The 14,089-nt window shown below is 72.1% G+C and carries 9 protein-coding genes; 7 read left to right on the top strand and 2 right to left on the bottom strand.

Annotation, left to right across the window (positions count from 1 at the left end; genetic code table 11):
* Positions 1 to 197 precede the first annotated feature (197 nt).
* Both ACFWXC_RS05460 and ACFWXC_RS05455 read right to left on the bottom strand, forming a co-directional pair.
* Entirely contained in the window at positions 198 to 1,808 is a 1,611-nt protein-coding gene (locus ACFWXC_RS05460; RefSeq protein ID WP_384473426.1) for an NADH-ubiquinone oxidoreductase-F iron-sulfur binding region domain-containing protein, read from the bottom strand.
* Positions 1,805 to 3,115, bottom strand: coding sequence for a cytochrome b/b6 domain-containing protein (locus ACFWXC_RS05455; protein ID WP_384473423.1), 1,311 nt, complete (start codon positions 3,113 to 3,115; stop codon positions 1,805 to 1,807). Before ACFWXC_RS05455 ends, ACFWXC_RS05460 begins: the two co-directional genes overlap by 4 nt.
* Before the next feature lie 426 nt (positions 3,116 to 3,541).
* On the opposite strand from ACFWXC_RS05455, the gene leuS reads away from it, so the two are divergent.
* The 7 genes from leuS to ACFWXC_RS05420 all read left to right on the top strand — a co-directional run bounded on the left by leuS (position 3,542) and on the right by ACFWXC_RS05420 (position 14,041).
* Positions 3,542 to 6,421, top strand: a complete 2,880-nt coding sequence (gene leuS / locus ACFWXC_RS05450; protein WP_384473420.1) for a leucine--tRNA ligase — start codon at positions 3,542 to 3,544, stop codon at positions 6,419 to 6,421.
* A gap of 160 nt (positions 6,422 to 6,581) precedes the next feature.
* Positions 6,582 to 7,310, top strand: coding sequence for a hypothetical protein (locus ACFWXC_RS05445; protein ID WP_384473417.1), 729 nt, complete (start codon positions 6,582 to 6,584; stop codon positions 7,308 to 7,310).
* A 72-nt stretch (positions 7,311 to 7,382) separates the two neighbouring features.
* Entirely contained in the window at positions 7,383 to 8,228 is an 846-nt protein-coding gene (locus ACFWXC_RS05440) for a DegV family protein (protein ID WP_384473414.1), read from the top strand.
* Between the two features lie 131 nt (positions 8,229 to 8,359).
* On the top strand, positions 8,360 to 9,484 hold the full coding sequence (locus tag ACFWXC_RS05435) for a helix-hairpin-helix domain-containing protein (RefSeq protein ID WP_384473411.1): 1,125 nt from the start codon (positions 8,360 to 8,362) through the stop codon (positions 9,482 to 9,484).
* Positions 9,481 to 12,126, top strand: a complete 2,646-nt coding sequence (locus ACFWXC_RS05430) for a ComEC/Rec2 family competence protein (RefSeq protein WP_384473408.1) — start codon at positions 9,481 to 9,483, stop codon at positions 12,124 to 12,126. Before ACFWXC_RS05435 ends, ACFWXC_RS05430 begins: the two co-directional genes overlap by 4 nt.
* Before the next feature lie 13 nt (positions 12,127 to 12,139).
* Positions 12,140 to 12,985, top strand: a complete 846-nt coding sequence (locus ACFWXC_RS05425; RefSeq protein ID WP_384473450.1) for an arylamine N-acetyltransferase — start codon at positions 12,140 to 12,142, stop codon at positions 12,983 to 12,985.
* Between the two features lie 174 nt (positions 12,986 to 13,159).
* Positions 13,160 to 14,041 carry a YceI family protein gene (locus tag ACFWXC_RS05420; RefSeq protein WP_384473405.1) on the top strand — a complete coding sequence of 294 codons (882 nt, stop codon included), beginning with the start codon at positions 13,160 to 13,162 and terminating at the stop codon, positions 14,039 to 14,041.
* Positions 14,042 to 14,089: the final 48 nt, after the last annotated feature.

Below are 14,089 nucleotides of genomic sequence, written 5' to 3'. Positions count from 1 at the left end.
TTTTTTTTAAAAACTCCAAGAAAAAATACCCCAGCCAAACAAAGAATACTTCCCCCCCCCCTCCGTGGTCTCGGCCCCAATTCGACGTTGTCGGGAAACATTCGGAAACATCGGAAACGAGTGCCGGGAAAACTCGTGTCACGTGTAAGGCGGGCCACTCGGTCGGGTGGCCCGCCTTACACGTGGTGCTGGTGCTGTCAGCGGCCGAGGGCCCGGCGGCCGCGGCCCTGCGAGAGAACCGGAAGGTTCTTGGCAGGCGCCTGGGAACGCGTGTCCTCCTCGAGACGCAGCGCGAGCGCCGGGCAGCGGCGCACCGCGCGCAGCGCCTTGGCCTCCGCGAACCGCGGCACCTTCGCCTGAGCCACCGTCGGGAAACCGTCCACGCCCAGTTCGAAGACCTCCGGGAGGATGTCCGCGCACAGACCGTGGCCCCGGCACAGCGTCCAGTCGACGTAGATCTTCTGACGGCTGCCGCTGGTCTCCTCGGGCTCTGCGCCGCCAGGGATGCCGGTCGGGAGCTTGCCGTCCTCGAAGAGCGGCAGAACGCCTTCCACGGGCCGTCCGCAGCCGTTTCCGAGGACATGCGCGGCCAGGTCGTCGGTGAACGCCTTGATCGTCGATTCCAGGAACATCGCGGAGCCGTCCGGGTGCGAGCACGCGCCGCGCCGCTTCACGTTCTTCGCGACCTGCTTGAGCGCCTCCAGGGCGGCCGGTCCGCCGCCGTTGAGGATGTCCTCCATGCCGCGCGCGGCCGCCGGCAGGCCGAGGTAGCAGGGACCGCACTGTCCCGCGCTCTCCTCCGCCAGCCACTGGGCGACCCGCAGCGACTCGCCCAGCGGGCAGGTGTCCTGCGTGATCGGCAGGATCGCGCCGGCGCCCAGCGCACCGCCCACCGCGTCCAGGGAGTTGCGGGAGACGATCGCCTCGTTGACCGTCGCCGCGTCGATCCACTTGCCGTGGTAGCCGCCGGTCAGCACACCCTGCGGCACCGGCGGGGCGCCGGCCAGCTGCAGGACGTAGCGCAGCGGCACACCCGTGGGCACCTCGATCACCATGGGACGGGCGACCGCGCCGGAGACCGTCAGCATGACGGTGCCCGGCTCGTCGTACAGACCGGTGTTGCCGTAACGCTCCGGGCCGATCCGGGCGGCGATCGCCAGCTGCGCGAACGTCTCCGCGTTCGACAGCAGCGTGGGCGCGCCGCCGACGCCGTTCTGGGAGGCGCTGGTCTTGCGGCCGGGCGGGATCGCGGGGCCGCCGTCGATCGAGCGGACCAGCGACGCGGCCGCGCCGGTGACCATCCGCACCGGGTTGCGCTGGACGAACGCCTTCAGGGCCGAACGGCGGCCGGTGCTCAGACCGCGTTCGGCGAGCGCCTGCTCCATGGAGCGCTGTGTGGACTCCCGGGTGACCCCCACCACGAGCGTGCGGGCACCCAGCGCCTCGGCGCACAGCAGCGCGCCGTCCAGGATCAGATGCGGGGCACGGTTGATCAGCACCGTGTCCTTGCGGCAGGCCGGCTCGTCCTCGCTGCCGTTGACGACGACCACCGGCCGGACACCGCGCTTGATCGCCGCTTCGGCGACCGAGCGCAGCTTTTTGTGGAAGGGGAAGCCCGCGCCGCCGCGGCCCTTCAGGTTGATGCGTTCGGAGAGCTGCGCGAGCTGCTCCCCGCCCAAGGGTTCAAGCGGCCCGTGCACCTTGAGATGCATGGGCAGATCGAGTCTTTCGACAAGGTCGAAGCCCGACGTGAGCTGCGGAAGGCCGACCACGCGGACTTCTGGGACGTCGGGCAGGGCCTCGTTCACCTATAGCCTCCGGAAGGCGTGTTCCAAGGTTCGCCCGAACCCGGTGCGTCGAAGGACGCGCCGGGCGCTGGTTCGTTGGCGGGACCGCTGTTGTACGTGTCGTTCGAGTTGTACGTGCCGTAGCCGGGGTTCGTCTCACCCGTGTCGTACACATCACGTCCGCCCGGTCCGCCAGCGCCCGGATTGCCATAGACCGGGATGTTGTATCCGGTGTCCTGGAGCGGGTCGTACGCCGACGGGGGCGCTTCGCCGACCGGCGGCGGGGACGGGACCGGCCAGGTGCCCGAGGTGCTGCCGGGGCCGTCCATGCGCGGGAAGGCTTCGGTGGCCTGGAGGTCCAGCCGCTCCATGCGCGCGGTCTGACCTGCCGCGAACGGCGACTGCGACTGGGGCTGGGGCTGTCCGGGCGTGGAGGTGGCCCGGTAGGCGGCCGCGAAGCCGGAGGCCGGATCGGGGGTCGGCATCCCGGTCGGGAACAGCGGGTTGGGCTGCGGGGCTCCGGCGTCGGCCCGCGAGGGCCTCGGCTCGCGTTCGCGTTCACGTCCGCCGTCGTAGCCCGGCAGGCCGGACTCGCCCACCCGGGCGCGGCTGGCGTCCAGCTCGTCCAGGTCGGGGCGCTCCGAGCTGCCCAGGATGGAGACGAGACGGTCGGCGACCTTGCGCTTGAACGGGCGCGGGGCGGCACGCAGCGCCAGCGCGCCCATCACGCCGACCAGGCACAGCTCGTACGAGATCATGAAGAAGGGCTTCGCCGCGCGGCCCGCGAACAGGCCGTGGATCAGAGCGGCGCACCAGGCCGGGTAGGCCAGCATGTGCATGGCCCGCCAGCGGGCCGCCACCACGGCCGGGGCGGCGAAATTGCTGCGCAGGGCGCCGGTGACACCCACGAAGATCATCAGCAGTCCGGCCAGCGAACCGAGCCCGATCAGGCCGGCGCTTCCGGTGACGCCGAGCGAGAACGGGATGATCGCGGCGATCACCACGGTGTGATCGAGAGCAATCTTCGTGACGATGTGCACCAGCAGGAACGCGATCGAGGCGACGGCGGTCGTCCGGTGCACCGCCTGGCCGATGATCCGCTGGCGGGTATTGAGGAAGATGCGGTCCTGTGCGACCAGACCCCAGATCACCGAGCAACTCAGCGAGACGAGCGACAGCACGCCCGCGCCGAAGTTCAGGAACTGTTGGAACTGGCTGCCTCCGGTCAGCACGACCACGGGTATGAGCAACAGGACGACAGCCGACGCCACCCCCCAGGCCGAGCGGCCTGGCTTGGGGAGCGAGCTGTTACTACGACGAGGGTTCATGGGGGCAACTCCGAGCAGTTCGGGAAAGCGGTCCCGGTGCCGCAGCCTAAGTGGCGCCATACCGATCAGTACGAGGTTTGAGTTATTGCGTTGTTATCAAAGGGCAATGCGGGCCTTGTGATGTCCCTTAGTGGTTGTTACGCGAAGTAAGTTTTGAACCTGGTTCAACTCTCGTCCCGGTTGTCGCCTTAGACATACGTGTCAACCGTTGATACGTAAGCGCGTCGCGGCTTGCTCAAGTGCTGCGGTACCCTGACGCCATGCGTGCCGTACGCCTTCTGCTTAGCGGGCCGCGCTGATCAGTCCCGACTGCCGGATCGAACGGCCGGTCGGCATCGGCGCGGCGTCCCCTCCTGTGCGAGGGGATTTTTCGTTTCTAGCAAGTCACAGCCGCAGGCAGAGACGATCGATGGAGCTTTGAGGATCATGAGCGAGACGAACCCCGCTGCCACCGCCACGTCGGCGGAGGCCGCGCCGCACCGCTACACGGCCGCCCTGGCGGCCGAGATCGAGGCACGCTGGCAGGACTTCTGGGACGCCGACGGCACGTACGCGGCGCCGAATCCCAAGGGTGACCTGGCCGGCGACCCCGAGCTGGTCGCCAGGCCCAAGAAGTTCATCATGGACATGTTCCCGTACCCGTCCGGGGCGGGACTGCACGTCGGCCACCCCCTGGGCTACATCGCCACCGATGTGTTCGCCCGATTCCAGCGGATGAACGGCCACAACGTCCTGCACACCCTGGGCTTCGACGCCTTCGGCCTGCCCGCCGAGCAGTACGCCGTGCAGACCGGCACGCACCCGCGGGTGTCCACCGAGTCCAACATCGAGAACATGAAGGCCCAGCTGCGCCGGCTGGGCCTGGGCCACGACAAGCGCCGGTCGTTCGCCACGATCGACCCGGACTACTACAAGTGGACCCAGTGGATCTTCCTGCAGATCTTCAACTCCTGGTACGACGACGAGGCGAACAAGGCCCGCCCGATCTCCGGGCTGATCGCCCAGTTCGAGTCCGGTGAGCGAGCCGTACCGGGCCACACGCGCGCGTGGAACGAGCTGACCGCAACCGAGCGCGGCGACGTCCTGGGCGATTTCCGCCTGGCCTACGCCTCGGACGCGCCGGTCAACTGGTGCCCGGGGCTGGGCACCGTGCTGGCCAACGAGGAGGTCACCGCCGACGGACGCTCCGAGCGCGGCAACTTCCCCGTCTTCAAGGCCAAGCTGCGCCAGTGGAACATGCGCATCACCGCCTACGCCGACCGGCTGCTGGACGACCTGAACGAGCTGGACTGGCCCGAGGCCATCAAGCTGCAGCAGCGCAACTGGATCGGCCGCAGCGAGGGCGCCCGCGTCGACTTCCCGATCGACGGCGAGAAGATCACCGTCTTCACCACGCGCCCCGACACCCTGTTCGGCGCGACCTACATGGTGCTGGCCCCCGAGCACCCGCTGGTCGACAAGTTCGTCCCGGCCGCCTGGCCCGAGGGCACCCACGACGTGTGGACCGGCGGCCACGCGACGCCCGCCGAGGCCGTGGCCGCGTACCGCGCGCAGGCCGGCGCCAAGTCCGACGTGGAGCGGCAGGCCGAGGCCAAGGACAAGACCGGCGTCTTCACGGGCGCGTACGCGACCAACCCGGTCAACGGCGACAAGGTCCCGGTGTTCGTCGCCGACTACGTACTGATGGGCTACGGCACCGGCGCGATCATGGCCGTCCCGGCCGGCGACCAGCGCGACTTCGAGTTCGCGCGCGCCTTCGAGCTGCCGATCGTCTGCATCGTCGAGCCGACCGACGGCCGCGGCACCGACACCTCGACGTGGGAGGACGCCTTCGGCTCCTACGACGCGAAGATCATCAACTCCTCCAACGACGACATCAAGCTGGACGGCCTGCCGGTCGCGGAGGCCAAGGCCCGCATCACGGAATGGCTGGCCCGCAAGGGCATCGGCGAGGGCACCGTCAACTTCCGGCTGCGCGACTGGCTGTTCAGCCGCCAGCGCTACTGGGGCGAGCCCTTCCCGATCGTCTACGACGAGGACGGCGTCGCCCACGCGCTGCCCGAGTCGATGCTGCCGCTGGAGCTGCCGGAGGTCGAGGACTACTCGCCGCGCACCTTCGACCCGGAGGATGCGGACACCCAGCCCGAGACGCCGCTGTCGCGCAACGAGGAATGGGTCAACGTCACCCTGGACCTGGGCGACGGGCCGAAGAAGTACCGCCGCGAGACCAACACCATGCCCAACTGGGCCGGTTCCTGCTGGTACGAGCTGCGCTACCTGGACCCGCACAACGACCAGCAGCTGGTCGACCCGGAGATCGAGCGCTACTGGATGGGTCCGCGCCAGGGCATGCCGCACGGCGGTGTCGACCTGTACGTCGGCGGCGCCGAGCACGCGGTACTGCACCTGCTGTACGCCCGTTTCTGGTCGAAGGTCCTGTACGACCTGGGGCACGTCTCGTCCGCCGAGCCGTTCCACAAGCTGTTCAACCAGGGCATGATCCAGGCCTACGTCTACCGCGACAGCCGAGGCTTCCCGGTCCCCGCCGCCGAGGTCGAGGAGCAGGACGGCGCCTACTACTACCAGGGCGAGAAGGTCACCCGGCTGCTGGGCAAGATGGGCAAGTCCCTGAAGAACGCGGTGACTCCGGACGAGATCTGCGCCGAGTACGGCGCCGACACGCTGCGCCTGTACGAGATGGCGATGGGCCCGCTGGACGTCTCCCGGCCGTGGGACACACGCGCGGTGGTCGGCCAGTTCCGGCTGCTGCAGCGGCTGTGGCGCGTCATCGTCGACGAGGCCACCGGTGAGGTCACCGTCACCGACGCCGATGCCGACGAGGACACGCTGCGTGCCCTGCACAAGGCGATCGACGGCGTCCGCCAGGACCTGGAGGGCCTGCGCTTCAACACAGCCATCGCCAAGGTCACCGAGCTGAACAACCACCTGACCAAGGCGGGCGGCGCGGTATCGCGTACGGTCGCCGAGCCTCTGGTGCTGATGATCGCGCCGCTGGCCCCGCACGTCGCCGAGGAGCTGTGGCGCAAGCTGGGTCACAGCGACTCGGTCGTGCACCGGGACTTCCCGGTCGCCGACCCGGACTACGTCGTGGATGAGACCGTGACCTGCGTCGTGCAGATCAAGGGCAAGGTCAAGGCCCGCCTGGAGGTGCCGCCGGCGATCTCCGAGGAGGAGCTGGAGAAGGTGGCGCTGGCCGACGAGAAGGTCGTCGCGGCACTGGACGGCGCGGGTATCCGCAAGGTGATCGTCCGCGCGCCGAAGCTGGTGAACATCGTCACGGCGTAACGGCCACGGGCCGCCTCCGGGCGGTCCCCTAAGGGCAGGTTCGGGGTCTTTCTGGAACTCCGGGCCTGCCCTTTGCGTTTACCGTTGAAGAGGGCGGCCGCCCCCGCCGTGCTCGGAAGCGGTCGGGTGGTCGGGTGGCCGTCAGCGGAGGAGGAGCACCGTGGAAACAGTGATCGCCGTATTCGCCCTGCTCTTCCTGCTCTTCGTCGCGGGCGGGGCGTACGTCACGTTCAAGGCGGTCGGCGCCGCCAAGCGCGGTGTGGACCGTACGATCACGCAGGCCCGGCGGACGGTCGAGGACCACACGCTGCGCGCCAAGTCCATGGTCCAGATCGGCCCGGCGGCCGAGATCGCCCAGCTGCGGCTCACCCTGCGCACCTCGATGCGGGCCACCCAGGACGCGCTGGACGCGGGCGTCGCCGAGGACGAGTCGCTGAAGGAGTCCCTCGGCCTCTTCCAGCGTCTCAGTGCGCACGGGCACGAACTGGACGGCGAGCTCAGGCGTCTGGAGTCCGAGCCGGACCGGGCCACGCTCGCCGCGCGGCTGCCCGAGCTGCGCCGGCGTACCACGCGCATCACCGAGTCCGCGGACGCGTTGCGGTGGGCGGCGCGTGACCGGGCCCACCGGTTCGCCGACGACGATCTGGACACCTTGAGCACGCAGATCGGCGTCGAGGCGGACGCCCTTCGGCACTGGTCGCGTCCTGCCTCCGCGCCCGAAACCCCGCCGTGGCCCGAGGCCGCCGCCGGTCGGGGCGACCGCCAGACCTGGCCCGAGGCACCCCGGTCCGCCCCGGACGGGGACCCGGCGCAGCCCGCGATCACCCCGCCCGGGCGGCGTCAGGCCTACCCCTGGCAGAAGAAGCCCCGGCCGGAGAGCACCACTTGATACGGCCGGTCCTGGTCGGGGCGGGCGGGGGCGGGCTGCCGCCCCTGGGCTACGCCAGGTAACCTCCAGCTCATGTCCCGCCATGTCGCGATCGTCACCGATTCAACGGCCTACCTGCCGCCGCGGACGATGGAGCGCCACGGCATCACCGCGGTTCCCCTGACCGTGGTCCTCGGCGACCGGGCGTTCGAAGAGGGCACCGAGATCTCGACCCGTTCCCTGGCCCAGGCTCTGCAGAAGCGGCGCTCTGTCACCACGTCCCGGCCCAGCCCCGAGGTGTTCGCCGAAACGTACCGCAAGGTCGCCGAGTCAGGTGCCACCGGTATCGTCTCGCTCCACCTGTCCGCCGAACTGTCGGGCACCTACGACGCGGCGGTCATCGCGGCCCGCGAAGCACCCGTCCCGGTGCGGGTGGTGGACACCGGGATGGTCGCGATGGCGCTCGGTTTCTGCGCGCTCGCGGCGGCCGAGGCCGCCGAGGCGGGCGGCACCGCCGACGAGGCCGTCACGGCGGCGGAGAAGCGCGCCGCCAGCACGACCGCGTACTTCTACGTCGACACCCTCGACTATCTGCGCCGCGGCGGCCGCATCGGAGCGGCGCAGGCCCTGCTGGGTTCCGCGCTCGCCGTGAAGCCCCTGCTCCAGCTGGACGGCGGCCGCGTCGAGCCCCTGGAGAAGGTACGGACGGCGTCCCGCGCCATCGCCCGCCTCGAGGAGCTCGCCGCCGACCGGGCGGGCGGCGCCGAGGTGGACATCGCCGTCCACCATCTCGCCGCCCCCGAACGGGCCGCGGCCCTCGCCGACCGGCTGCGGGCGCGGGTCCCGGGGCTGGTCGAGCTGCATGTCAGCGAGGTCGGTGCGGTCATCGGCGCGCACACCGGACCTGGGCTGCTCGGGGCGGTCGTCTCACCGCGGTGACCTGTGGACCGGACGGCGGCAGCCCCGCCGGTTTCACTCGTGCGGGTGGCGAAGTTGTCCACAACCAGGGCGTGGTCCACGGAACTTGAGCAAGATCATCGCGAGTGGGCGGGAAGCCCCATCCTCGTCGCATGGCACTTCGATCACGCTCACACGAGACACATGCGACCAGTGGCCCGGGCCGGGGCCCCACTTCCGACGGCCGTACCCGGCACCGCCGGTCCCCGGTCCGGGTCCGCGCCCGCCAGCGCCCGGCCCCGGCGGACGAACTGCGCCGCCGGGCGGAACTCCTCTTCGGTGAACGGGGAGTCACCAGGCCGGAGCCGGGACACGGACCCCCGCACGCCGGAACGGTGACTGGCACCGGTGCGGCGGCCGGACTGACCGCGGCCATCTCCGGACCGACGGCGGCCACCTCCAGGGTGCGCGCCGCCGCGTCCGGGGTGCGTACCGCCGCGGCCGCACTGTCCACGGCGGCGGCCGTGGTGTCCTCGGCCCGTGCGCTCGCGGGCGAGACCACGGCCCTGCGCGAACCCGCGCTCCCCCGGCTGCGGTCCCGGATCGGGCTCGCCGTGCGGGAGCGGATGCCGGTGTGGCTGGCGACCCGCTGCGGGCTGGAACGCCGGGGCGCGGTGGCTCTCGGGGTGGTCCTCGTCGTGGCCGGGGCTCTGGCCGTGCAGCACTTCTGGACGGGCCGGACCGAATCGGTGAGCGCACCGGAGGTGGTGCGTGCCGAGGCGCCGTACGAGAAGAGCGAGGAGAAGGTTCCGGCCGCGGGCACCGGTACCGCAGCGGCGCCCGCGGGGACGGCCGGGCCCGGCGGTGAGATCGTCGTGGACGTCGCCGGGAAGGTGCGTGAGCCGGGGGTCCACGCTCTGCCGGCCGGGTCCCGGGTCACCGATGCGCTGCGGGCGGCGGGCGGGGTGCGGCCCGGTACGGACACCGGCGGACTCAACCGCGCCCGCTTCCTGGTGGACGGCGAACAGATCGTCGTCGGGGGCCCCGCCCCGCCGGCCGCCCCGGGCCAGGTCGCAGGTGGTGCCGCGGCGGGTACGGGTCCGGCCGCGCCGGTCTCCCTGAACACGGCGACCGTGGAGCAGCTCGACGCCCTGCCCGGAGTCGGCCCGGTGCTGGCGCAGCACATCGTCGACTACCGGACCGAGCACGTCGGCTTCCGCTCGGTCGACGAACTCCGCCAGGTCAAGGGCATCGGCGACCGCCGCTTCTCCGACCTGCGGGATCTGGTACGGCCATGAGCCGCGCGACCGGCCAAGCCCCGCCGGGATCCGTGACCGTGCGCCGGGCCGTTCACGCCGGTTCGGGCAAGCGGCTGGGGACCGCACACCCCCGGCAGGACACGGTGGCCGACCTGCGGCTGGTGCCGCCCGCGCTGGCCGCCTGGGCGACGGCGGCCCTGACCCTGGACGCACCGCCGGGGTGGACGGCCGGGATCGCCGTCGCCTGCCTGGTCGCCGGGTTGATCCTGCTGTGGCGCAGCCGCGCGGACCGCCGGCCAGGGACGGTGACCGACAACTCCCCGGCCCTCCGGCCAGGGACGGTGACCGGCAACACGCCGGCCCTCCGGCCAGGGACGGTGACCGGCAACGCTCCGCCGCTGCGGCCGACTTGGCGGAACGCCTCCGTCGGCGCGCTGCTTCTGTGTGTCGCCGGGGCCGCCGCCTCCGCGGGGCTGCACGGGGCGGATGTGCGCCGCGGGCCGGTGCCTGGGCTGGCCCAGGCCTACACGACCGTCACCGTCGAGGTGGAGCTCACGGGCGACCCGTGGGTCAGCAGGCCGCGCGTGCAGGGGGACCACGCCACTCCGGCCGCCGTGCTGGTGCGCGGCGACGTACGGCGGGTGGAGAGCGGCGACGGGACGGCGGTGACGACGCGCTCACCGGTGCTGATGGCCGTCGACCCGGGGGTGCGGGCGCCTCGTGGCGGCGGCCGCGCGCAGTGGCTCGGGCTGCTGCCCTCCACACGGCTGCGGGTGAGCGGGCGGCTGGCGCCGGCGACGGCCGGCGGGGACCGGACCGCCGCGATGCTGCGGGTGCGGGAGCGTCCCGCACCGGTGGTGGTGGGCGCGGCGAATGGGCCGCAGCGGCTGGCCGGGCGGTTGCGGGCCGGGCTGCGGGAGGCGACCGAGGGGCTGCCCGAGGACGCGCGGGCGCTGCTGCCCGGGCTGGTCGTCGGGGACACCTCGCGGATCACGCCCGAACTGCACGAGGCCTTCGAGGAGACCGATCTCGCGCACACCCTCGCGGTCTCGGGCAGCAACCTCACCATCCTGCTCGCCCTGCTCGTCGGACCGCCGGGACTGGCCCAGCGGGTCGAGCGGCGTGGCCTCGCCCCGCGCCTGGGGCTGTCGCTGCGATCGACCGCGCTGTTCGCGTCGGCGCTCACCCTCGGCTTCGTCGTCGTCTGCCGGCCGGACCCCAGCGTGCTGCGGGCCGCGGCCTGCGGAGCCGTCGCCCTGCTGGCCCTGGCGACCGGCCGCCGCAGGTCCCTGATCCCGGCGCTGGCGACGGCGGTTCTGCTGCTGGTGCTGTACGACCCGTGGCTGGCACGCAGTTACGGCTTCCTGCTGTCCGTGCTGGCCACCGGGGCGCTGCTGGTGCTGGCGCCCGGCTGGAGCGAGGCGCTGCGACGGCGCGGGGTGCCGGAGCGGCTGGCCGAGGGCCTGGGCGCCGCTGCTGCCGCGCAGGCGGTGTGCGCGCCGGTGGTCGCGGTGCTGTCGGCGCGGGTGAGTCTGGTGGCGGTGCCGTGCAATCTGCTGGCCGAGATCGCCGTCGCGCCGGCCACGGTGCTGGGGTTCGCGGCGCTCGCGGCGGCCCCGGTGGCGATGCCGTTGGCCAAGGCGCTGGCGTGGTGCGCGGGCTGGCCGGCCGGGTGGATCGCGGGGATCGCCCGGACCGGGGCCGCGCTGCCGGGCGCGGGCGTGGACTGGCCCGGGAGCTGGACGGGAGCACTGCTGCTGGCCGGGGTCACAGTGGTCGTCGTACCGCTGGGGCGGCGGTTGCTGCGGCATCCGTGGTGGTGCGGGGCGCTCGGGGTGCTGCTCGTGCTGCTGGTGGTACGGCCGGCACCGCTGACCCGGGTGATCACGGGCTGGCCGCCGCCCGGCTGGCGACTGGCGATGTGCGACGTCGGGCAGGGCGACGCGACGGTGCTCGCGGCGGGCGCCGGCACGGGTGTGGTGGTGGACGCCGGGCCCGATCCGACGCTGGTCGACCACTGCCTGCGGGAACTCGGCATCACCCGTGTCCCGCTCGTCGTCCTGACCCACTTCCATGCCGACCATGTCGGCGGGCTGCCCGGAGTGCTGCGGGGGAGGACGGTCGCGCAGATCGAGACGACCGGGTTCGAGGAACCGGCGGAACAGGCCGAGTTCGTGCGGAGAGAGGCGGCCGAGCACCGGATCCCGGTCACGCGCGCGGTCGCCGGGGAGCGGCGCACCACCGGCGGGCTGGACTGGCAGGTGCTGTGGCCGCCCCCGGACCCGGCACCGGACCCGGACGGCCCGAACGACGCCAGTGTCGCCCTGCTGGTCCGCTCGGCCGGACTGCGGATGCTGCTGCTCGGAGACCTAGAACCCCCGGCCCAGCAGGAGCTGCTGAGATCACCGGCGGCCGCCGAACTGGGCCGGGTGGACGTTCTGAAAGTGGCCCATCACGGGTCCGCGTATCAGGATCCGCAGCTGCTGCGGCTGGTGGCGCCACGGGTCGCGCTCATCTCGTGCGGGGCGGACAACCCGTACGGACACCCGGCGCCGGACACGGTGGCGCGGCTGAGGGCCGCCGGGGCGGTGGTGCTGCGGACCGACCGTGACGGGGCGCTCGCCGTGACCGGCGGCCGCACGGGACGGGAGGCGGGGGAGCTGGCAGTGGCGCGAGACTGAGGGCATGAACTCGGTGAACCCCACGCGGATTGACGCCTACCTCCACCGGCTCGGGGCCGCCCGCCCGGCCCGGCCCACCGCCGAGGCCCTGCGGGATCTGCAGCTGAGGCATCTGCGGGCCGTGCCCTTCGAGAACCTGTCGATCCACCTCGGCGAGGAGATCGTGCTGGAGGAGAAGCGACTGGTGGACAAGGTGGTGGGCGCGGGCCGGGGCGGGTTCTGCTACGAACTCAACGGCGCCTTCTCGGCGTTGCTGACCGCGCTCGGTTTCGAGGTGACGCTGCTGGCGGGGCGGGTGTACGGGGATCAGGGGCGGCTCGGGATCCCGTACGACCATCTCGCGCTGCGGGTCGGGACGGTGGACGGGAGCGAGTGGCTCGCCGACGTCGGGTTCGGGGCGCACAGCCACTACCCGCTGGCGTTCGCGGAGCGGGGTGAGCAGGTGGACCCGGGCGGCACGTTCCGGATCACCGGGGCCGGGCCGGACGCGGCGGGTGCCGGGGGAGAGACGGGAGCGGTGGCCGGGGACCTGGACGTGCTGCGGGACGGGAAGCCGCAGTACCGGCTGGAGGTCCGGCCGCGGGTGCTCGGGGACTTCACCGCCGGGGCGTGGTGGCACAGCACCTCGCCGTCGTCCCACTTCACGCAGTCGCTGGTGTGTTCCCGGGTCACCGAGGACGGCGGGCGGATCACGCTCAGCGGGCGGACGCTGACGGTGACGGAGGCGGACGGGGCGCGTGAGGTAGGGGAGTTGGAGGGCGACGAGGAGGTGCTGGGGGTCTACCGGGAGCGGTTCGGGATCGCGCTGGACCGTGTGCCCGCTGTGCGAAATCCGCGGAACACCAGCCGGAATGGCTAATTCGGACGTCACGGGAGAACGCGTTACTACTGGCACGTAGCATGCTACTCATGGGTAGTTCCGGCTCATCTGCCGGATTCCCGCGATGTGGGCCTGTGTTGCCCCGAAAGCCGCATCAGTGATCGAATGTATCTTCGGCAACGGACGGTGGCGAGGCGTACAGGGGTGGCGTGGATGTTCGGCGGCTTGAGGGGAAACCGAACGAACCGGGTGCAGCGGACGAGCCCCCTCGCGGCGGTGCGGACTCCGCCCGACGCCGGGGTCCTGAGCTGCCGGGTGCTCGACCCGGTCAACGAGCCGGTGACGAACGCCGAGTTCGCGGTCAGCGACACCATGGGGTGCACGGTGGTCAGCGGGGGCGCGGACCCCTACGGGTCGTTCGTGACGACCGTGCCGGCCGGCGAGTACCGGCTCGCGGTGTCCGCCGAGGGGTTCACGCCGTACCGGGCCACCGCGCGGGTCGGCGAGAACTGCCTCGCCTCGCTCGGTGACGTGACCCTCCAGGTCGCCCGGCCGCCGGAGCTGCCGGCGCCCGGGGACTGGGAGATCGAGCCGACGCATTCCTCGATCGCCTTCACCGCCCGGCACATCGGACTGGCCCGGATCCACGGGCGGTTCAACTCGTTCGCGGGCGCGGTGCGGATCGCCGAGCCGGTGGAGCGGTCCGCCCTGCACGTCGTGATCGACGCCGCGACCATCGACACGGGCGTGCGGATGCGGGACGACCATCTGCGGTCGGCGGACTTCCTGGACGTGCTGCGGTTTCCGACGCTGGAGTTCTACGGCGACCGGTTCGCGCACCGGGGCGGCACCAGATGGGCCGTCACCGGGGCGCTGTCCCTGCACGGCGTGACGCGGACGGTCACGCTCGACACGGAGTACCTCGGGCTCGGCACCGGCATGGAGGGCGAGGTGCGGGCGGCCTGCCGGGCCACGACCGAACTGCACCGGGACGACTTCACCGTGAGCTGGCAGACGATGCTCGCGCGCGGGATCGCGGTCGTCGGGCCGAGCATCCGCGTCGACCTCGACGTGCAGATCGTGCCCAAGGGCTGAGCCGGCCGCTCCGGCTCGTTCGGGCCGGCGGCGGTGGCCGAGAATGGT

Origin of the sequence: Streptomyces sp. NPDC058683, assembly GCF_042716195.1 — a bacterium.
In the GTDB taxonomy this organism is placed as follows: domain Bacteria; phylum Actinomycetota; class Actinomycetes; order Streptomycetales; family Streptomycetaceae; genus Streptomyces.
This window is presented reverse-complemented; position numbering and strand designations above follow the sequence as displayed.